Annotated in this window: 23 protein-coding genes, 1 pseudogene and 1 riboswitch; of the genes and pseudogenes, 10 read left to right on the top strand and 14 right to left on the bottom strand. The window is 37.5% G+C overall.

The window, feature by feature from the left end; all coding sequences use genetic code 11:
• The first annotated feature begins 180 nt into the window (after positions 1-180).
• A complete protein-coding gene (locus tag J2Y67_RS20235; protein WP_310176946.1) occupies positions 181-990 on the top strand; it encodes an EcsC family protein in 810 nt (269 codons plus the stop codon).
• Positions 991-1112: 122 nt separating this feature from the next.
• Positions 1113-1523, top strand: a complete 411-nt coding sequence (locus tag J2Y67_RS20240) for an MMPL family transporter (RefSeq protein ID WP_310176947.1) — start codon at positions 1113-1115, stop codon at positions 1521-1523.
• A gap of 92 nt (positions 1524-1615) precedes the next feature.
• Here J2Y67_RS20240 and J2Y67_RS20245 read toward each other — a convergent pair whose 3' ends face one another.
• The 8 genes from J2Y67_RS20245 to J2Y67_RS20280 all read right to left on the bottom strand — a co-directional run bounded on the left by J2Y67_RS20245 (position 1616) and on the right by J2Y67_RS20280 (position 8084).
• A complete protein-coding gene (locus tag J2Y67_RS20245; protein ID WP_310176949.1) occupies positions 1616-1876 on the bottom strand; it encodes a hypothetical protein in 261 nt (86 codons plus the stop codon).
• Positions 1877-2031: 155 nt separating this feature from the next.
• Positions 2032-2901: a COX15/CtaA family protein gene (locus J2Y67_RS20250; RefSeq protein WP_310176950.1), complete on the bottom strand. Its 870-nt coding sequence runs from the start codon at positions 2899-2901 to the stop codon at positions 2032-2034.
• 101 nt (positions 2902-3002) lie between these two features.
• Positions 3003-3314: a cytochrome o ubiquinol oxidase subunit IV gene (gene cyoD, locus J2Y67_RS20255; RefSeq protein WP_310176951.1), complete on the bottom strand. Its 312-nt coding sequence runs from the start codon at positions 3312-3314 to the stop codon at positions 3003-3005.
• Position 3315: 1 nt separating this feature from the next.
• Positions 3316-3921, bottom strand: coding sequence for a cytochrome o ubiquinol oxidase subunit III (gene cyoC / locus J2Y67_RS20260; RefSeq protein WP_310176953.1), 606 nt, complete (start codon positions 3919-3921; stop codon positions 3316-3318).
• Between the two features lie 12 nt (positions 3922-3933).
• Entirely contained in the window at positions 3934-5919 is a 1986-nt protein-coding gene (locus J2Y67_RS20265) for a cbb3-type cytochrome c oxidase subunit I (protein ID WP_310176955.1), read from the bottom strand.
• A gap of 21 nt (positions 5920-5940) precedes the next feature.
• Positions 5941-6861: a ubiquinol oxidase subunit II gene (locus J2Y67_RS20270; protein ID WP_310176956.1), complete on the bottom strand. Its 921-nt coding sequence runs from the start codon at positions 6859-6861 to the stop codon at positions 5941-5943.
• A 284-nt stretch (positions 6862-7145) separates the two neighbouring features.
• Positions 7146-7571 (bottom strand): YndM family protein, encoded by a 426-nt coding sequence (locus J2Y67_RS20275; protein WP_310176957.1) that lies wholly within the window; start codon positions 7569-7571, stop codon positions 7146-7148.
• A 168-nt stretch (positions 7572-7739) separates the two neighbouring features.
• A complete protein-coding gene (locus tag J2Y67_RS20280; RefSeq protein ID WP_310176958.1) occupies positions 7740-8084 on the bottom strand; it encodes a hypothetical protein in 345 nt (114 codons plus the stop codon).
• Positions 8085-8306: 222 nt separating this feature from the next.
• On the opposite strand from J2Y67_RS20280, the gene J2Y67_RS20285 reads away from it, so the two are divergent.
• Together J2Y67_RS20285 and J2Y67_RS20290 are read left to right on the top strand one after the other, a co-directional pair.
• A complete protein-coding gene (locus J2Y67_RS20285; protein WP_310176960.1) occupies positions 8307-9248 on the top strand; it encodes an LCP family protein in 942 nt (313 codons plus the stop codon).
• Positions 9249-9421: 173 nt separating this feature from the next.
• Positions 9422-10219, top strand: coding sequence for a hypothetical protein (locus J2Y67_RS20290; RefSeq protein WP_310176963.1), 798 nt, complete (start codon positions 9422-9424; stop codon positions 10217-10219).
• Positions 10220-10308: 89 nt separating this feature from the next.
• Here J2Y67_RS20290 and J2Y67_RS20295 read toward each other — a convergent pair whose 3' ends face one another.
• On the bottom strand, positions 10309-11478 hold the full coding sequence (locus J2Y67_RS20295; RefSeq protein ID WP_310176965.1) for an MFS transporter: 1170 nt from the start codon (positions 11476-11478) through the stop codon (positions 10309-10311).
• A gap of 169 nt (positions 11479-11647) precedes the next feature.
• On the opposite strand from J2Y67_RS20295, the gene J2Y67_RS20300 reads away from it, so the two are divergent.
• Together J2Y67_RS20300 and J2Y67_RS20305 are read left to right on the top strand one after the other, a co-directional pair.
• Entirely contained in the window at positions 11648-11770 is a 123-nt protein-coding gene (locus J2Y67_RS20300) for a hypothetical protein (RefSeq protein ID WP_310176967.1), read from the top strand.
• Between the two features lie 143 nt (positions 11771-11913).
• A complete protein-coding gene (locus tag J2Y67_RS20305) occupies positions 11914-12534 on the top strand; it encodes a LysE family translocator (protein ID WP_310177059.1) in 621 nt (206 codons plus the stop codon).
• Between the two features lie 28 nt (positions 12535-12562).
• On the opposite strand, the pseudogene J2Y67_RS20310 reads toward J2Y67_RS20305, so the two are convergent.
• Both J2Y67_RS20310 and J2Y67_RS20315 read right to left on the bottom strand, forming a co-directional pair.
• A pseudogene (locus tag J2Y67_RS20310) lies at positions 12563-12820 on the bottom strand (ATP-binding cassette domain-containing protein); the annotation flags it as partial.
• 105 nt (positions 12821-12925) lie between these two features.
• Entirely contained in the window at positions 12926-13477 is a 552-nt protein-coding gene (locus J2Y67_RS20315) for a pyridoxamine 5'-phosphate oxidase family protein (RefSeq protein ID WP_310176969.1), read from the bottom strand.
• 65 nt (positions 13478-13542) lie between these two features.
• Between J2Y67_RS20315 and pdxR the strand changes: the two genes are divergently transcribed.
• The 3 genes from pdxR (at position 13543) to J2Y67_RS20330 (ending at position 15512) form a co-directional block, all read left to right on the top strand.
• The gene (pdxR, locus tag J2Y67_RS20320) at positions 13543-14997 is read left to right on the top strand and encodes a MocR-like pyridoxine biosynthesis transcription factor PdxR (protein ID WP_310176971.1); all 1455 of its coding nucleotides are present in this window, start codon (positions 13543-13545) and stop codon (positions 14995-14997) included.
• A 104-nt stretch (positions 14998-15101) separates the two neighbouring features.
• Complete coding sequence (locus J2Y67_RS20325) at positions 15102-15320, top strand: spore germination protein (protein WP_310176972.1); 219 nt, start codon at positions 15102-15104, stop codon at positions 15318-15320.
• Between the two features lie 27 nt (positions 15321-15347).
• On the top strand, positions 15348-15512 hold the full coding sequence (locus J2Y67_RS20330) for a spore germination protein (protein WP_310176975.1): 165 nt from the start codon (positions 15348-15350) through the stop codon (positions 15510-15512).
• A 42-nt stretch (positions 15513-15554) separates the two neighbouring features.
• Here J2Y67_RS20330 and J2Y67_RS20335 read toward each other — a convergent pair whose 3' ends face one another.
• Together J2Y67_RS20335 and J2Y67_RS20340 are read right to left on the bottom strand one after the other, a co-directional pair.
• Positions 15555-16868 (bottom strand): nucleobase:cation symporter-2 family protein, encoded by a 1314-nt coding sequence (locus J2Y67_RS20335; protein ID WP_310176978.1) that lies wholly within the window; start codon positions 16866-16868, stop codon positions 15555-15557.
• Positions 16868-17461, bottom strand: coding sequence for a xanthine phosphoribosyltransferase (locus J2Y67_RS20340; RefSeq protein WP_310176981.1), 594 nt, complete (start codon positions 17459-17461; stop codon positions 16868-16870). The genes J2Y67_RS20335 and J2Y67_RS20340 overlap by 1 nt, the downstream gene beginning before the upstream one ends.
• 123 nt (positions 17462-17584) lie before the next feature.
• A riboswitch (purine riboswitch) is annotated at positions 17585-17686 on the bottom strand.
• A gap of 201 nt (positions 17687-17887) precedes the next feature.
• Between J2Y67_RS20340 and J2Y67_RS20345 the strand changes: the two genes are divergently transcribed.
• Positions 17888-18886, top strand: coding sequence for an NAD(P)H-dependent flavin oxidoreductase (locus J2Y67_RS20345; protein ID WP_310176984.1), 999 nt, complete (start codon positions 17888-17890; stop codon positions 18884-18886).
• 128 nt (positions 18887-19014) lie between these two features.
• Here the strand turns inward: J2Y67_RS20345 and J2Y67_RS20350 are convergent, their stop codons facing one another.
• Positions 19015-19293, bottom strand: coding sequence for a hypothetical protein (locus J2Y67_RS20350; RefSeq protein ID WP_310176986.1), 279 nt, complete (start codon positions 19291-19293; stop codon positions 19015-19017).
• Positions 19294-19479 lie beyond the last annotated feature (186 nt).

Below are 19479 nucleotides of genomic sequence, written 5' to 3' on the forward strand. Positions count from 1 at the left end.
AATAATCTTGATACATTTATCATATTCCCAACATTTTCATGTGTCAATCTTTTTATCAAAAAAATTTGATTTAACAAGCCCAATTTGAAACCTTTTTTAAAATTTTCCGTATGTAATAGAAATACTCAATGAGGAAAATAGAGCAAAAGGATAATTAATTGAAAATAGGTGGTTAAAGTAATGGAATCAAAAGAGGAATTGCTGAAAGAACTATCCATCATAGAAAAATGGGAAAAAGACCAAGGAGGTCTGTGGTTTTGGGAAAGGATTGGGCGAATTCCATTTAAGCTTTTAGATAAAATTACCCCCCAATTTATTCATAACAAGATCGGTTTATTGCTTGAAGAAATTGGGGCTTACATTCAAACCGGCGGAAGATATTTAATAAATGAAAAAAGTTTACTCAATATGGTTGAAAAAGAAACAAATCAGACCATCGAAAAGGTTTCGGATATTCAAGATTTGCCGCTAAAAACAATGGATAAAATTAGCCATGATCTGAGCGGGAGAAGAAAGAACCTTGCAGCACTTCAAGGAGCAAGCACAGGAATCGGGGGAATATTCACTCTCGCCGTTGATATACCGGCAATATTGGCGATTTCCCTAAAAACCTTACAAGAAATTGCGATACTCCACGGCTATGACCCTAACAATAAAAATGAACGAATTTTTATCATTAAATGTTTACAGTTTTCTTCAGCTGATGTTGTTGGAAAACGTGCGATTCTGAATGAATTAGCGAACTTTTATCAAAGAGATAAAAAATCAGATGAAATAATGTCTCAATTACAAGGCTGGAGAGAGGTTGTCTATACATACCGGGACAATTTTGGATGGAAAAAATTATTTCAAATAGTGCCGGTAGCCGGGATGATTTTCGGTGCCTTCATTAACCGGTCCATGATTAGCGATCTTTCCGAAACAGGGATGATGCTTTATCGGAAAAGAAAAATTTTAGAAAGATTAGAAAAGACTCAAGTTCCTTATTAAACCTGGGCTTTTCCAAAGGGTGATGGATTACGATCCTTGTTTGGATGTTCGTTATCCTCCTTTTAAATCTCACTTTACCCCAGGCAAATTCACAAAAGATAGGAAGAGCAAGGTTTATATAAGTGGCCAAACGGCCGAACAATATAAATACGAAAGAGACAACGAAAGCTGATGCCTCCATGATTATTCCGATTGTGCTTATCATGATCGCCGTTTTACTATTGTTCTATTTTCGTTCCATTATCGCCACTATTTACCTAATCGGAACGGTGCTCTTATCCTATTTTAGTGCATTAGGGTTAGGATGGATTATCTTGCACTATGGGTTCAACATGAATGAAAGACAAGGATTTATCCCTTTATGTGCTTTCGTATTTATTGTCGCAGTTGGAGAAGACTATAATATTATTATGATTTCAAGCATTTGGAGAAAAAGTAATGAAATGTCCCTTGTAAATGCAGTTTGGGAGGGAGTAGCTGAAACAGGAGGAATTACTACCTCAGCGATGATAAGTTCTAGTCCAAGTTGGTGATTCAGCTTATATGTAGAAAATAGGAACACCTATTTTCATAAAAAATCAGGCGTAATTTCACTAAAAATTACGCCTGATTTTTTTATCCTTTATTATCGAAAGGTTTTTTTAGGAACAAAATATAGTTTTGTTTCTTTATTCCGAATCTCCGCTTGTGTTACTTCATCCATTAAGCTTAGACACATACCAAATAATAAGGTAATTATAGAAGCAATGACGACACCCACACCTGTTGCAGTATAAAAGTACCCACCGTTGGCAGCGCTTACAAAAAAGCTAACAATAAAAATGAGAACACCAATACCGATTCCAAACATAGATGCTTTAAAAATTTTTAAATATTTATACTCCATGATCATCACTCCCTTACTGAATATTCTATCAATTGTCACAAATTTGTCAAACTTTTTTTAAAAATAATTTTTACAGTGCAAATTACTTGCTTTTTAAAAATGGTAAGTAAAAAGACAAATAAAAAAATCCTAAACGATTCATTTAGGATTTTTGCCTATCCACTTTGAAAGCAGATGATACTTTGAATTCCGACTAAAAGGGACAAGATGGAAACATGAAGGAGTACAGCTCCCAAACTTAAATGAGTATAGATTAAAAGGGCACCGCTTAATCCTTGCAAAAGGATGAATAAAAAATTAATTTGGCTGAAGCGGTAAATGTCAGGGCGATCCTGACGATATTTTTTAGAAAGGTAAATCAACCAGAAAAAAAGAATGATTAAACCAAGGGCAAATGATCTATGAATAACATCGACCCAAAAAGCATTACCAACATCTCCATAACGTTCGGTCGGAATCGGGAAACCACGGAAGGATTCACCTGAACCTGTTTTTGCTACAAAGCCGCCGAAATAAATGGCTGCATAGAGGAAGATGAAGGTAAACCAAGAAAAAAGTGAAAAAGAAGAGGATAACTTTTTCATTGGTGGAATTTTTCTTTCCTCCAGATAAATGACATAAGCGATATTGACTAAGGCCGAAAAAGATATAAGAGCTATTCCCAAATGTGCAGCAAGTAAAAGAGGGGAGAGCGATATCATAACAGTCAACGCACCAAGGGTTGATTCCCCAAGGATTCCTAAAATAGCAAGAAGGACCAGCAATTTAATCTTTCTCGTTTTATAGCGAATCCAAGCGATGGCTGAAACCACAAATAATAACAAACTTGCCAGACCGACAAACACTCGATGTGTATACTCAATAACAGAATGATAATCTGAAAAATCAGGATAGATCTTACCGTTACAGAAAGGGTATCCACTTCCACATCCCATTGCGGAATTGGTCATGGTATCAATAAACCCAATGATATTTACCAGAAAAATTGATGCTGCTGAGAGAATAGAAAGCCAGAAATATCGCATCAAAAGCACCTCCTATGTAAGAATCCAATTAGCTTATCTCTTTGTTAAGCTTCAGTGCCCAGCGATTTTTTTGAAACCGCTGGGCACTGAAAAACATTTCTCTATTGAACTTGAGAGTTAAACGACATAATCCAAACCGAACCGGCAACAATCGTTGCGACGAAAATAATCCCTAAGACTAATGCCATTACATTGTATCTTGGTCCTTCACCATCACGAATATGCATGAAGAAGAATAATTGAAGGACAAACTGTAAAACAGCTGCTATCAATATGCTTACCATAAGCGCTGTTTTAGCCATCATATGATTTAAAACAAGAACAAGCGGGATGATCGTTAAAACAATCGAAAGAATGAAACCTGTCACATATGCTTTGATGGAACCTGTGTGTTCGTGTCCATGTGTTGACATGTTACATCACCCCCATTAAGTAAACGACAGTAAAGATAAAGATCCAGACAGCATCTAGGAAGTGCCAATACAGACTGACAATGGAAACTTTTCGTTTTGTAACTTCAGTAATTCCTTTTTTCTTAATTTGAACAATAATTCCAATCATCCAAAGGATACCGAAGGAAACGTGAACACCGTGTGTTCCAACTAAAGAAAAGAAAGATGTTAGGAAGGCGCTGCTTTGAAGAGTTGCACCCTCATGAACCATATTTACAAATTCATTGATTTCAAGTCCTACGAACACAGCACCAAGTGCAAGTGTTACAATTAACCATCTAATAAGACCTTTTTTATTGCCTTTATGCATGGCTAACACAGCCAAACCACTTGTAAACGAGCTAATTAATAGAATGAAAGTCTCTATAACAAAACCTGGAACATCGAAATCTTTTGCTGTAAATCCTCCATTTGTATGGTTGTGTAAAACCGCATACCCTGCAAAGAAGGTCGCAAATAAAAGACAGTCGGTTACAAGGAAAATCCAAAATCCTAATACTTTTAACCCTTCTTGGTCAACATGACCATGATCATGGTCAGAAACATGAGCTGAAGTGCTATGTTGCATGTTTATAACCTCCTAGTTTGCAGTTCGATGAACTGAAATGTTATTTCTTAATGCTTTTTCAGTTCGCTCGATTTCTTCTACAGAAATATAATAATCAGTGTCATATTGGAAAGAACGAACAAATAACGTTACGGCAACCCCAATTAATCCGATGACACCCATCCAAATCCAATCAAACGTAAAACCAAAACCGGCAACAAAGAAGAAGCATGACATGATGAAAGGAATACCTGTATTTTTTGGCATATGAATCGGTTCATATTTCACAGGTTCAGGTTTATAGTCTTCTTTCTTCATATCTTCTTTTTGGTACCACCAAGCATCTTTGCCCTTTGCAGTTGGTAAAATCGCAAAGTTATAAACTGGAGGAGGGGATGGAATTGACCACTCTAATGTACGGCCATCCCAAGCATCGCCGGTTACATCGCGTTCACCATGTTTAACACTATATAGAATTTGCCACACTTGGAAGACGAAACCGATACCCATTAAGAAGGCACCAACCGTTGAGATTAAATTAAGTGGAGCCCAGCCCATATCCCAACCAGCAGATTGGTTATAGATATAAATACGGCGAGTCATCCCCATGAAACCAAGAGCGTATTGCGGCATAAAACATACATAGAAACCAATTTGCCAGAACCAGAATCCCCATTTTCCTAAACGTTCATTTAACTTAAAGCCAAATAATTTTGGCCACCAATAATATAAGCCTGCAAGGTATCCGAACACAACACCACCGATTAATACTTGGTGGAAGTGGGCGACAAGGAAGTAGCTGTTATGGTATTGATAGTCTGCAGGTGCAGCCGCGAGCATGACACCCGTCGCACCACCGACAAGAAAACATGGAACAAATGCGTAAAACCAAAGCATCGGCTGTGATAAGCGAACCCGGCCGCGGTACATTGTGAACAGCCAGTTAAATACTTTGACACCTGTTGGAATCGCAATAATCATCGTACAAATCGCAAAGACAATATTTACGTTAGCGCCTGCGCCCATTGTAAAGAAGTGGTGGGCCCAAGTGTAATAAGAAACGACAGAAATGGCAATCATAGAAAATACCATTGAACTGTATCCGAAAATCCGTTTTTTAGAGAATGTAGCCACAATCTCAGAGTAAACACCAAAAGCAGGTAATACAACGATATAAACTTCTGGGTGACCCCACATCCAAATTAAGTTTACCCACATCATTGGGTTACCGCCGGCAGTCATGGTAAAGAAGTGTCCGCCAAGTAAGCGGTCAATCGTTAACATGATTAAGGCAACAGTAAGAATAGGGAATACACCTAAAATAGCAATCGATGATGATAAAACAGACCATGAAAATAATGGCATATCTCTTAAGCGCATCGTTGGAGTGCGCATTTTTAAAATGGTAACAATAAAGTTAATACCTGTTGCTAAACTACCGATACCTGAAATCTGAATACCCCATATCCAGAAGTTTTGTCCCGGCCCCGGACTAAATTGATTTTCAGATAATGGCGGATAGGAAAGCCAGCCGGCACTCGCCGAACCCCCGATGACAAAGGAAATATTAAAGAGCATTGCCCCAATAAAGAACAACCAAAAGCTGACAGCATTCAACATTGGGTACGCAACGTCCCGTGCACCAATTTGCAATGGAACAACCATGTTAAATAAAGCAAACATAAATGGCATTGCCATAAATAAAATCATAATCGTACCATGCGTTGTAAAAATTTCATTATAATGTTGAGATTCTAAGAAATGCATATTTGGAAATGCAAGTTGAATACGCATTAAAACAGCATCCATACCACCGCGGAAAAGCATGAGTAAAGATGAAAGAAGATACATAATTCCAATTTTTTTATGATCAACAGTTGTAATCCATTCTCTCCATAACCAGCCCCATTTTTTAAAATAGGTGAGAGAAAATACAATCGCGACCATTGCTAAAACTATTGAAACATCGGCACCATAAATCATTGGATCGCCGGTGACAAAGAAATGCGAGTTATCCATCGATAATTTCCTCCTGATTGATTATTTCCCCATATCCATTCCAGGCATTGACTTCATGGACGCACTATCACCCATATGGTTCATATGGTTATAATAATTTCCACCATTTTTGTTTACAATGTCTTCGAATAGTCCTTTAGGATAGGATGAAAAGCTTAACTCTTTTTCAGTACTTGGCTTGGACAATTTTTCATATCCACCTTTTGTTAAGACAGGAGAACTTTGCTTAACACCTTCTGCCCATTTATTAAAATCAGCTTGGCTTACGGATTTCACTCTAAATTGCATATGGGCAAATCCTTTGCCGGTAAAGTTAGCACCGGAACCAAAGTATTCTCCAACTTTATCTGCCTGAAGCCATAAACCCATTGACATTCCCGGCATTGTGTATTCCTGACCGCCTAACTGTGGAATCCAGAAAGAATTCATCGGCGCATCAGAAGTTAAAATGAATTGAACCGGAACCCCGGCAGGAATTTCAGCATAATTGACTGTGGCAATGTTTTTTCCCGGATAGGTAAACATCCATTTCCAATCCAGAGAAGTTACTTGAACCACGATCGGTTTTACATCCTTAACAGGAGGTTTTGTTAAATTCAATGTTGTTTTAGCAGTAAAAACACCGAGAATCGCAATAATGACAACTGGGATCCCCCACCAAACGACCTCCAATACTTTGCTATCTGCCCATTCAGGTTGATAAGGAGCTTTGTTGTCGGGCTTGTCACGATATTTAACGGCAATATAGACGAAAATACCTAAAACCGGAATAATAACAACTGCACATAAAATAACCGAAATAATAATTAAATTTAATTCTTGTTGGGCAACAGGACCCTTTGGGTTTAGAACAATAAATTTACTTTTATCACACCCTGCCAAAAGAACCATACCCAATAATGCCAAAATAGAATATTTAGCTTTTTGGTTCCATTTACTCAATGTAAGTTCCCCTTTCATTTAATTTGTTTTTTAATTTATTCACCATAATAATGTTAAAAAGCTATACAAATATATCAAAAATAAGTTCATTTGAGTAGAGAATTTTTGATGTTTCACATTTCTGTCACAGAAAGTTCATTTTTGGAATCAAAATATTTCCTTTCATGTAAATAATTATTTTAACCTCTAGTTTATTTCCATCTTCAGACCTCAAAAAAGGTCTCCCCAAATAAAACGGGAAGACCTTTTCCTAAATCATTCATTATAAAATTTTCGTATCGATATCACTTTTTCTTTAACGGCTCATGCTCCTCGGACATTTCCATTCCGTATGCAAGCCGATCAGGTACCACATTCTTTTTTTGGCTGCCCTCCGGCATAGAACCATGCATTAATCGATGAACGAAAAACTCTCCAGCAGTAATAATTACCGCTGAAATAATACTTCCCCAGGCGATTTGCAAATAATTGTCAAGAAGGACACTGCCAAAAATCCAAACAACCATATAAGATAGGATAAAATCCGCAATAAGGGCATTCTTATTTCCGATTCGTGAGAGTAAAATCCTATCCCCAAGATAAGAAACAATCGTCATCAGTACACTGAACCAAACAATATCCACCCATGTAGCATTAAAGAAAAGATCTAGTCCTACTGCATAAGCAACCAGACAAGTGACAAATTTTACGATTAAAGCCATTGTATTCATTTTTCTTCTACCTCCTCATCTTCCATTTTAGACAATTTTATAAAATCCATTCATCCGCAAATAAAATAGATTCCATTGGAAGTTGAGGAAATTAAAGAACAGAATCATTCCCACGAATAAAGGTTGACGGGTTTAATCGGGAGCCTTTTCCTTAGAGGATTTACCCCTTCATTCACCGGAATTTTGACTATAATCCCAATATTTTAATGTTTCGACATGGTCGGTTGGTATTTCTTTTTTGACTTTGCCATTCTCATCCTTGTAAACCTCATATTCCTGATAGGTCTCCACGAAATATCCGTCTACTTTTTCAACTTTTTCAAGTTTCTCTACTAAATCAGGTCCCTCATCAGAAGGGGCAGCCGTAACAGGCTTGGCAACTTTTTGTTTACTTGAGGTTGCAGTGTAGGAATAATTTTTATTTATTAACGAAAAAGGTGAATCCAGATAGGCAGCAAATATTAATAAGAAAAAAAGGGCTATCAATGAAGTGACTTGAGTGAAAGATTTCATGAATCCGGCTCCTTTACCAATTACATCTTCATAACCCATTGTATGCATGTCCGACCGACATATGATTAATTTTAATTCACGGTTTTTGGGCTCTAACTTTTTCAAGTATTAAAAACTTAATCTTTTATTTACCTTTTTGTAATTAAATTATTACGGTTAATACCTTAAAATAAATAAGAATAATTTTTTTGTTAACTTGCATTTACAAACCGGAGGTACGAGATGGAAAAGGAACGTAGAAGAAGGAAAGTTCGATGGAAAAGGGTATTGGGGCTGTTTTTTATATTGATGATTATTTTTATCGGCACTTATTCATTTTATCAATATAAGCAAGGACTATCGATTGCAGAAGCTGGAAGTTACATAAGTAATAAAAAAGAGGCTGACACGTTTAAAGGGAAGGAAGTAAAGTTTGGAAAAATCAATGTTCTTCTTCTCGGAAGCGACTCTCGCGGCGAGAAGCATTCAAGAACAGATTCGATTATGATTGCACATTATGATCAAAACTCTCATCAAGCAAAATTGATTTCGATTATGAGAGATACATACGTGGACATACCAGGACATGGTAAGCAAAAAATAAATGCTGCCTATGCCTTTGGAGGCCCAGAGCTTTTAAGACAAACCATTGAGGAAAATTTTCATATTGATGTAAACTACTATGCAATGGTAGATTTTAAAGGTTTTTCCAAAGTGGTGGATGTCCTTGCACCAGATGGGATAGAAGTAGATGTTCCGCATCAAATGTCCTCTGGAATTGGGATGACGTTAAACCCTGGAAAGCAAACACTGCATGGAGACAAGTTATTAGGATATGTCCGTTTTAGACATGATAATTTAAGTGACTTTGGCCGCGTCGAGCGGCAACAGGAAGTCCTTGCTAAACTCGAGGATCAGGCATTAAGTATGGGAAGTGTTATCAAAATTCCTAAGCTATTAGGTGTAATCAATCCTTATATTGAAACCAATCTGGATTCAACCACTTTATTTTCTTTAGGAAAGGATTTGGGTACAAACCCATCCTCGCACCTACAGACACTGCGCGTCCCGGTCGATGGCTCCTATACAAATGAACGATTTAATGATGTCGGTGAGGTATTAAGTATTAATCTTGAACAAAATAAGTCAGCAATCGAAAAATTCCTAGCGTCTACCAGCAGCTAACCCTGAAAAAAAGCTAATCGATACGAATCGATTAGCTTTTTTGTAAATAAATGACCTAGTGAAATCGCCGTTTCAGCAGGATGGACAACTCCGTAAACTATAGTAATTACTTCATTTTGAAGGGAAATTCAGCAAGTGAAAATGGAATATTTTTAAAAGGCAGGTGAAAAGAATTGTATTTGGTTGGTTTCTATTCTCCAAAAGCAAAATCAGGTGTAACAGAATTGTCTTTATCGATTTATCATTGGCTAAAAACAAACACCACTCTATCTGCTGCTTTTATTTCCTATGGGACTTTAGAAAAAGAAAAAATTTCAAATGAATTAATCCATGAATTCTCAAAATTATCGATAACAGAAAAAAAACGGAAAATTAAACAGATGAAAAAGGAATTCGATATTATTATTTACGATGCGTCCAGTCAGCTATCAGAGGGGGTGTTAAACCTATTGCCCATTGTCGACCGCTTATTTGTAGTCGGGGAAGAACATCGGGATTTTGCGCAAAAACTTCAACAAATTATAGAATTTGATAAAATTTTTGATAAGCATGTCAAAAATTTTATCACCCATTTAAAAGGAAACAAAACATTTATCATCCGTGAAAGTAAGGAAAACCACGTTATTGGCTTTAATTATTCAAATAAAGAAACAAATGATATTGGTCAAATGATTTATACAGATTATGTCACCTATTATCTTAATAAAAAACTAATAGAAAAAAACGAAAACGTTTACAAAAAAATTAAACAAATACCAATAGATGAATTATCGATCGGCTTATATGAATTAGGGATTGATTTTGAAAAAGCACTTTTATTTCATAACTTTATCTATTTACGGGTAGCTTTAGGCCAGGAATATCATGAAGCACTAGAAACACTATTTCCTCAATTAATCCAATCCTCGTTCGAAGAACTTTTAGACAAGTTCCGAAATGAATTATTATTATTTACCCAATTTAAAAAATAACGAATCTTCCATCTGTAAAAATCTTTCCTGTTGAATTTTCCAGTTGTTTAAATAAACCACGGTAAAGTATTAGAAAAGCAGGAATCACTTTAAATTCCTGCTTTATTTGATGTATTTCCTATTTTAATTGCTGGACGGTAAACTTGGAAGAGAATCAAAGCCAAAACTGAGATAACAGCTCCCGATATATAGGGCAAGCCTACTGTAATTGAAAATAACCAACCACCAAGCGGTGGTCCGACAATTCGGCCTAATGAATCAAAAGAGGACAACAAACCTGTCAAACTTCCATGTCCAGCTGAAGAAGTTTTGGTTAATAATGAAGAAACACTCGGGCGTATCACGCCGTTTCCAATTCCAAAAATCGTTAAATAAATGGCGGCGGTTAGAAAACTATGAACCAGTAAAATGAGTCCAAAGCCAATTGCCGAGACGATGATGCCTCCTTGAATAACCGCCCTTTCTCCATATTTTTTTGTTAGCCTGCCAACCAATCCGCCCTGAATCATGGCGCTTGCGAGCCCCATGATCATAAATACATAGCCAAGTTCCCTTGTATCCATACCCGCCTTTTTGGCGGCGAAATAAGCAAATGTTGCTTCTAAACCCGAAAGAGATAAAGAAATCAATAATTGCATGATAAATAGTATCGATGTTGGTCCGTTAAAAGCCTGTAACAATGAGGGGCGTTTTTCGACAGATTTCTTCTCTGATGACTCCTTAAGTAATAAAAACACAAGGATTAAGGTAATAAACGAGGAACCACTGGCTAGAAAAAATGGCAGTCCTAAGCTTATTTTTGAAAAAATTCCGCCAACGGCTGGTCCAAAAACAAAACCGAGACCTGTCGCTGCCCCGATGATTCCCATTCCTTTCCCGCGATTTTCTTCCGTAGTAATATCCGCAACATAGGCCATAGCGGTGGGCATATTGGCTGAAGAGAGCATCCCACCGATCACTCTTGCTGCAAACAGCATCCATAACTGTGTTGATAATCCCTGGATTAAAAAAGAAATGCCAAGGCCCGCAATTCCAATCATCATCACGGGTTTACGGCCAATCCGATCAGAAACTCGTCCCCAGATTGGAGCAAAAATCAGCTGCATAAAGGAATAAACTGCCATTAATAGTCCCAGTTCTGTTGGCGTGGCTCCGATTTGTTCCGCGTAAAAAGGCAGGACAGGGATGATAATTCCAAAGCCAATCATCACGAGAAACATCACAAAAAATAAAATAGGTAATGCACTTTTTATTTGCAAAGAATCAACTCATTTCTGTTTGATCAATAACCATTCATTTCTACTAATAGAATATAGGAATGCACATTTTTAAGCAATTTTTTCCATGCTTTTTAAATAAAGGAGGTAATATATTCCAAAGGTACTTTGAATAACAAAAAATCAATTCATAATCTTATAAAAATTTGTTATGATTACCTTACAAAAAATGAAATCGGAGATGATGGGGATGCCAAAAAAACAACAGTTTGATGGTGGAAAATTAGTAAGAAAGGCCAGTCAGCCAAAGGATAACAATCGAAAACCTAGCTAAAGATATCTAAGGTATCGCAATGATTTAGCAAAGTGATAGCAAGTGCTAGCAATTGAACAGCAATATAAATAGGAGTTTTTCGAACGGTTTAAAATACAAGATTAGAGGAATAGCCGAAAAGAAAGAGGAGAGAAAGAAACATGATTCATAATTTTTATCTATTTATAATTATGTGTATGGTATTAATTATATTGCCCGGACCCGATACAGCCATTGCCACAAAAAACACCCTGACCATCGGTAAAAAAGGCGGCCTAAGGACAGTTTGGGGCACATGTTGTGCTCTGATGATTCATACCACTGCTGCAGTAGTAGGTCTATCCGCAATTATCGTGAAGTCAGCGATGGTCTTTTCGATGTTTAAATTTGTTGGTGCAATTTATTTGTTTTACCTAGGAGTGAAAACACTGTGGTCTTTAAAAAATAAAAAGACAAATGAAATCATTCCCAAAAAAAGTTATCAAGGGCGCTCTTGTTTTAAACAAGGATTTCTAACCAATCTTTTAAATCCTAAAGTAGCTGTATTCTTTTTAACCTTTTTACCGCAGTTTGTAGATGGTAGCAGCAATACTTTTCTTCCTTTCCTTTTGATGGGAATCACCTATACCGTTTTAACCATCATCTGGTTCTTATTTTATATTTCATTAATTAATCAAATAAGTGCTTTCATAAAAAAACCTTCCGTCAACAAAGCGATGGAAGGAGTTACAGGGCTAGTATTAATTGGATTCGGCTTAAAATTGGCGCTGGAAAAAGTAAATTAAAAAACAGCGGAATCTCCGCTGCCTTTTCTTATACTGTTTGTTGTGACCATTCTTCGACATTCCATACTTTCGTGACCCAATCCTCATAAAAATCAGGCTCGTGGCAAACTAGAACAACTGTGCCTTTATAAGCTTTTAAGGCCCGTTTTAATTCCTCTTTCGCGACAACATCCAAGTGGTTGGTAGGCTCGTCAAGTAAAAGAACCCTAGGTTGTTCTAAGAGATTCTTTGCTAGTAAAACCTTTGTACGCTGACCGCCGCTTAGTGCAGCGACATCACGGTCTAAGCCAATTGCATCGAGTATGGAAGGTCGTCCTAGTTGGAATAGGTGAAACACCTTTAAATTCTATTAAAAACAGACTGCCCGTAGAAACAACGGCAGTCTGTTTTATTATTTTGCTGTGTCATGGTGCTGCGTTTTTCCGTTGTAAAATAGTTTTTCAAGCTGAATCGGATTTTCCTTGGCGCTAAGCTCTCGTGCTTTTATCTTATATACAGCGGTTCTGCTCCCAAGAGAAGATCGGTATTTTTCTACGTGTGAACTTGAAAGAGCCTGTTCATAATAACCCGGAACATATTTATCCAGCATTTTCTGCATAGCCGCCACCGCTTCATCAAGATCAATTACTAATTCCGCCTCTCCAAAAACCATTACGCTCATATAGGCTGTATCTGTCTTTGCTGGAACAGGATGGGTTAAAGTGCCCTGATTGGCGCTCACTGTAAAACAAGCCTTTGCATTTTCCTCCATAATACTTACCTTTCTGCCTTCTGCTGCACCATGAAAATAAATAGCACCATCCAGCCAAACGAAATTAAGCGGTATTACATACGGCATCTTTCCATCTGCTAATCCTAAAAATCCGGTTTTTTCTTGTTCTAAAAACAATTCGATTTTTGTTTGATCCTTACATTCTAGATTCTTTTGTCTCATTGGAACCATCCTTTTCACTACCCCTCAAATTTTCGTGTTATACTCATTTTAAAAACAAATTGTCCTTGTTAAAAGTGACAGTATTACATAAATTCATAGGGACAGATGAGGAGGAATACGTGGATATCACCCCTTTTATCAAAAAAGAAGACGCCCATCCAATTTATTTACAACTCTATCAATATTTTCGCGAACATATTGAAAACGGACAATTAACCGCTGGCACCAAACTTCCCTCTATCAGGCAGCTTTCTCAAACTACAAATATTAGTAAAAATACGGTCGAAATTGCTTATCAGCAGCTTGTTGCAGAAGGGTACGTTGAAGGAAGGGAAAAGAAGGGGTTATTTGTTTTAAAATTGGATGATTTTCATTTTATTGATTTGCAAGGTTCACCCCATCCACCAATGAAGAACGAGAGCGCGATTCACGAAGAAAAGACGGTTATTGATTTCCAATATGGTGATATTGATTTGGAACATTTTCCGCTTAAGACTTGGAAAAAATGTTTAGTTGATGCATTTGGAAACCCAACACAGGAAGTTTTTTCCTATGGTAATAAAAAAGGGCATTATGGACTAAGGAGTGAGATTGCCCATTATCTTTATCAAGCACGAGGGGTAAAATGTTCCCCGGGTCAAGTCATCCTTACTGCCGGGACACAAACCGCCATTCAATTGGTATGCCAGCTTCTTTCCTTAAGAAATAACAAGGTAGCAATGGAGAATCCGGGTTATGATGGGGTGCGCCGTGTATTTGAGAGCCAGCATTGTAAAATAAAACCTATCTCCCTTGAAGAAGATGGAATTAACATGGAAGAGCTGGAAAAGAGTTCTGCTCTTTGTGCTTATGTGACCCCGTCCCATCAGTTTCCATTGGGAATGGTGCTGCCGATTCAAAAGCGAATCAAGCTGTTGCAATGGGCAAAGAAAAATTCCAGTTATATTATAGAAGATGATTATGATGGAGAATTTCGATACCAGGGCCAGCCGATTCCGTCTCTAAAATCACTGGATATGAATGGAAACGTTATTTATCTAGGAACCTTCTCAAAGGCTTTTCTACCTGCTGCTCGAGTCAGTTATCTTGTTTTACCTGAAAAATTACTGAAACGATTCCAATCGGAATTCTCTTTTTACAATCAATCCGTTTCTCCCTTGATTCAGGAAGCACTTTTTCAATTTATGAAAGATGGGCATTTTAGCCGCCATATTCGAAAAATGAGGAAAATCTATCAATCCAAACAAAAAGTGCTGTTAGCGGCGATCGATCTATATTTAGAAGAAAAGGTCAAGGTGATCGGACAAAAGGCGGGACTACATCTGCTACTTGAATTTAACAAGGTGGATACAAGGAAGCTAGTGAAGCAGGCAGAAAAACTAGGAGTAAGGATTTACTTAACAGAACAGTACTGGTATAACGACGGACTTAATTCTTCTCAGCAGATCATAATCGGTTATGGAGGATTAACAGAAGAATTCGTACAAAATGGGATTCAAAAATTAGCTGTTGCATTGGAAAAATGTTAACAAAGGTAGATTAGGATTTTTTTTAAGAGTAGGAAAGAGTTTATACAAAACCAACAGCTTGTACATATACTATTATATCTGGACAGGGGGGAGGAGCGGTCGATTTGGACTTGAATAAAGACGGCGTAAATATCGGTACAATTTCAGGTGGAATTGTCAACTTTGGCGGAGCGGTTTTTATTGCCCCAATTTCCGTAACGAAGACCATCACTGGATCAGGAGGAGGAAATACAGGAACATCTGTTACCACCAAAGCCGGTTTAAGTTCTGCCAGCCAACAGACAATTACTGAGATTCTTAATTTAATAAGGACGATGCTTTGAATAGCATCGTCCTTATTTATTATCTTTATGGATAGTTCGGTAATTTATATTTTTGAAACCCTAAGAGTATTGAAGGCATATCACGGGTCAGGATCATCAAATACAGGTGTACAAATCATTACCGCTACTGGAATTAATGTAACAAATACAGTACAAAATGATTTAATTGATCAGCCAATAAGTACAATTTAATTTAAGGGTCCAAATTGGACTCTTATTACATAACCGAATCGACTATGAAGCAACACTTTGTTTTTTTGTGACAACTTGATTTTGTTTTGCTGCCGGCTTTAATACATTAAAAATAAGATTTAAAAAAATTGCTGTTAAGCTCCCGGCAACAATTCCGCTGTTCGATAGAATTTTCACACCATCCGGAAGATGTTTAAATAAATCAGGTACGGCTGTTACACCTAATCCCATCCCAACAGAGCAAGCAATGATTAAAAGGTTCTCTTGGGAAGCAAAGTCGATTTTGCTAAGCATTTTGATCCCGGAAGCGATAACCATTCCGAACATGGCAATCATCGCACCGCCAAGGACCGAAGTAGGGATCACCGTTGTTAACGCTCCAATTTTTGGAACAAATCCAAGGAATATTAGAATGGCAGCGACTGTATAGATGACATTTTTGCTTTTTACGCCTGAAAACTGGACAAGCCCAACGTTTTGAGAATAAGTCGTATAAGGGAAAGAATTAAATAATGCTCCAAAGATACTTGCAAGACCTTCTGCGCGATATCCTTTTACTAAATCCTTTTCCGACAATTTTTTTCCTGTAATATCACTTAGGGCAAAATAAACACCTGATGATTCAATAAGGCTGACAATTGCCACTAATGTCATGGTGATAATAGGCGCCAGTTCAAAGGAAGGAGCAGCAAAATGTAATGGACCCACCATATGGAACCATGAAGCTTCTCCGACAGCAGTGAAGTTTACTTTTCCCATCAGCGCAGCGGCAATCGTACCGGCAATCAATCCTAAAAGAATCGAAATCGAACGAATAAATCCTTTAGAAAAACGGTAAAGCAAAATAATAAATAATAAAGTCCCAAAAGCAAGAGAAAGATTTGAAACAGAGCCAAAATCAGGGCTGCCTTGACCGCCGGCAACGTTGTTCATCGCAACCGGAATTAAGGTGATACCAATAATTGTAACAACCGATCCTGTAACGACAGGAGGGAAGAAACGAATCAGTTTTCCAAAAAAGCTCGCAATGAGAATGACAATTAAACCAGAAATCAGAATCGAACCGTAGATGGCAGATAGGCCATATTGACTGCCAATCGCAATAATTGGTCCAACTGCGGTGAACGTACAACCAAGGACGATTGGAAGTCCAATTCCGAAAAAGCGATTCTGCCACACCTGCAATAAGGTAGCAATCCCACTTGTGAGAATATCTAAGGAAACTAGATATGCTAATTGTTTACCCGAAAAATGAAGGGCGCTGCCGATAATTAAGGGAACAATCACTGCTCCGGCATACATCGCCAATACATGCTGAATTCCTAATGAGGCAACTTTTAAAGGATTTTGTTTCATTAGATTAACTCCTCCACTTTTTCATTTAAGAAAGTTACTTCTCCATTTGATAGTTTGGCGATTCTGGCTAATGATTCAACCCTTAAACCAAGATCCTTTAATTTTTGGGCTCCCGGCTGGAAGGATTTTTCAATGACAATGCCGATTCCGGCAACTTTTGCATTTGCCATTTCAATTAAATTGACTAAACCAAGAGCTGCCTCACCATTAGCCAGGAAGTCATCGATAATGAGGATTCGGTCATCCTCGGAAATATATTTTTTCGAAATGGAAATATCATTGGATTCTTGCTTTGTAAAGGAATACACGCTTGTTGTCAATAGTGCTTCAAACAAGGTTAAAGATTTACTTTTTTTCGCAAACACTACCGGAACATTCATATGCAATCCTGCCATTACAGCCGGAGCAATCCCTGACGTTTCAATCGTTACTATTTTCGTGATTCCTTCATTGGCAAAAAGCGACGCAAATTCTTTGCCGATTTCTTTCATTAAATTTGGGTCAATTTGGTGATTCAAAAAAGAATCAACTTTTAAAACATTTTCATTGAGGACATTTCCATCCGCTTTAATTTTTTCTTTCAGTAGTTTCATCAGTTAAACCCCCTAAAATAATAAAAGCCCAAAGGTCCGCTCACATCAAAAGTTGAGTGAGGCAATGACCTTTGGGCTTGAATTTCAAGAGGAAACAAGAGGTGCGCAATTCAGGTAGAAAAGCGCTTTTCATTACCCACTCATAGTCAGATTGTTTACGGCAATCCGGTAGAAACTTGCAGGCCATATCCCTGCGATTATATGAGTGAAACGGATTAAATTTATTCACATTATAACCAAGAAGAAAAGCTAAAATCAATCCTTTTTTCGCAAAAAGCGAATAATATTTTATTTTTTAAATTTATCGTTCGTGTTTGTAAACGCTTAAATAACGCAAGGAAAATGATTGAATGTTCATTCATTTTTCGCTACAATATAAGAAGAGTATTCTATTCAGAAAATTCCAAACCAAAAAGGAGGATTTAAATGAATAAATCCATTCCAGAAAACTGGTGGACTCAATTGCGTTTACCGGTGATCTCCGCACCGATGTTCTTAGTATCAGGACCAGAGTTAGTGAAAAATTGCTGTTTGAATGGAATCATTGGTTCATTTCCCGCACCAAATGCACGGCCGATTGAAGTACTTGATCAATGGATGGGGAATTTGAATACGGAATTAGAGGCAGCTAGAACCCAGAATCCAGAAAGAAAAATTGCACCCTGGGCAATGAATATGGTTGTACATAGCTCTTATGCCAGACTGAAGGAGGAACTTGAATTAATTAAGAAACATCAACCCCAGTTGGTCATCACCTCTCTAGGCAGCCCTAAAGTAGTAGTTGACATCGTTCACGAATATGGCGGTCTAGTGTTTTCAGATGTAAGTGATGTAAAATTTGCGAAAAAAGCGGCTGAGTCTGGGGTTGACGGGCTGATTTTAGTGGCAAGCGGGGCAGGAGGGCATGCTGGTCAAATCAATGGCTTTGCGTTTGTTGATATGGTCCGCTCTTTCTGGGATGGAATTATCGTTCTTGCCGGTGCGATTTCGACCGGAAAAGGGATTCTTGCGGCACAAGCAGCTGGAGCAGACCTAGCGTATATGGGAACAAGATTCATCGTGGCAACGGAAAGTATGGCTCGCAATGATTACCGTGAGATGCTTGTCGAAGCAACTCAAGAGGATATTATTTTGACCGACGCTTTTTCTGGAGTAAAAGCCAATATGTTAATTCCAAGCATTGTAAAAGCAGGGCTTGATCCGGAGCAACTCATGAAAAAAGAAAAAGTTGATTTTAATCATATGCAGCAAGAACCAAACGCAAAAGCTTGGCGTGATATCTGGTCCGCCGGACACGGCGTCGGAGCGATTAATAAAATCGAAACGGCCGGAGAAATTATTGAGCATTTAGAGTCGGAATACCTCGAAGCTCTCCAAAAGCTGAAAAAAGCTGCTGAAAAATTATCGGTTCAAAAAGTGAAATAAATACGGAAAGAACCTGCTCAGGCAGGTTCTTTTATTTTCAAACAAGCCGTTATTATGGATTCGCGGATAAAATGGAATTTCCCCCTCATTCCTTCCAATAAAGAACCTTTTTAGTTCTGGAAACGACGTTATTTTTTCCTCTTAACAATGTTTACGACTTTGTAACCCGGTTTTACTTTCACTTTTTTCGTTTCCGTATTTGTTTTCACCTGGTACAATGTGAATTTTTTAGGCTGATGCTCTAATAGATCAATCTTTTTTATCGTATCTTTACGAAAATGCTTATGTATTTTTTTAATTTGCTTTTCTTGCTTTTCACCATAGAAAAAATCATACGCAAAAATAAACAGATAGATAAATGCCCCTCCAATAAGGATGGTATAAAGCAGGGAAGATAGAAATGACACAAGAAACACCCTTTCTGTTCCGTCAATCGAATAAGTCTATTATAACGTTATTTCTTCTTATGAAAATTATTTTTCTATAATGAAAATTCAAAGGATTTATACAAATCCTCATAAAGCAAATAACCTGTTTTTGAATTGGTTATTCTAAAGGAGTAAATAAAAATTTTTTTAAAAATTTGTCCTCTA

Source organism: Neobacillus niacini (genome assembly GCF_031456445.1).
Classification (GTDB): Bacteria; Bacillota; Bacilli; order Bacillales; family Cytobacillaceae; genus Neobacillus; species Neobacillus niacini_I.

What these genes read in the sequence shown, in the direction of transcription:
- J2Y67_RS20235 (WP_310176946.1), top strand. Translation starts at nt 181, where the DNA reads ATGGAATCAAAAGAGGAATTGCTGAAAGAACTATCCATCATAGAAAAA.
- J2Y67_RS20245 (WP_310176949.1), bottom strand. Translation starts at nt 1,876, where the DNA reads ATGGAGTATAAATATTTAAAAATTTTTAAAGCATCTATGTTTGGAATC.
- J2Y67_RS20250 (WP_310176950.1), bottom strand. Translation starts at nt 2,901, where the DNA reads ATGCGATATTTCTGGCTTTCTATTCTCTCAGCAGCATCAATTTTTCTG.
- cyoD (WP_310176951.1), bottom strand. Translation starts at nt 3,314, where the DNA reads ATGTCAACACATGGACACGAACACACAGGTTCCATCAAAGCATATGTG.
- cyoC (WP_310176953.1), bottom strand. Translation starts at nt 3,921, where the DNA reads ATGCAACATAGCACTTCAGCTCATGTTTCTGACCATGATCATGGTCAT.
- J2Y67_RS20265 (WP_310176955.1), bottom strand. Translation starts at nt 5,919, where the DNA reads ATGGATAACTCGCATTTCTTTGTCACCGGCGATCCAATGATTTATGGT.
- J2Y67_RS20275 (WP_310176957.1), bottom strand. Translation starts at nt 7,571, where the DNA reads ATGAATACAATGGCTTTAATCGTAAAATTTGTCACTTGTCTGGTTGCT.
- J2Y67_RS20280 (WP_310176958.1), bottom strand. Translation starts at nt 8,084, where the DNA reads ATGAAATCTTTCACTCAAGTCACTTCATTGATAGCCCTTTTTTTCTTA.
- J2Y67_RS20285 (WP_310176960.1), top strand. Translation starts at nt 8,307, where the DNA reads ATGGAAAAGGAACGTAGAAGAAGGAAAGTTCGATGGAAAAGGGTATTG.
- J2Y67_RS20300 (WP_310176967.1), top strand. Translation starts at nt 11,648, where the DNA reads ATGATTACCTTACAAAAAATGAAATCGGAGATGATGGGGATGCCAAAA.
- J2Y67_RS20315 (WP_310176969.1), bottom strand. Translation starts at nt 13,477, where the DNA reads ATGGTTCCAATGAGACAAAAGAATCTAGAATGTAAGGATCAAACAAAA.
- J2Y67_RS20330 (WP_310176975.1), top strand. Translation starts at nt 15,348, where the DNA reads ATGGATAGTTCGGTAATTTATATTTTTGAAACCCTAAGAGTATTGAAG.
- J2Y67_RS20335 (WP_310176978.1), bottom strand. Translation starts at nt 16,868, where the DNA reads ATGAAACAAAATCCTTTAAAAGTTGCCTCATTAGGAATTCAGCATGTA.
- J2Y67_RS20340 (WP_310176981.1), bottom strand. Translation starts at nt 17,461, where the DNA reads ATGAAACTACTGAAAGAAAAAATTAAAGCGGATGGAAATGTCCTCAAT.
- J2Y67_RS20345 (WP_310176984.1), top strand. Translation starts at nt 17,888, where the DNA reads ATGAATAAATCCATTCCAGAAAACTGGTGGACTCAATTGCGTTTACCG.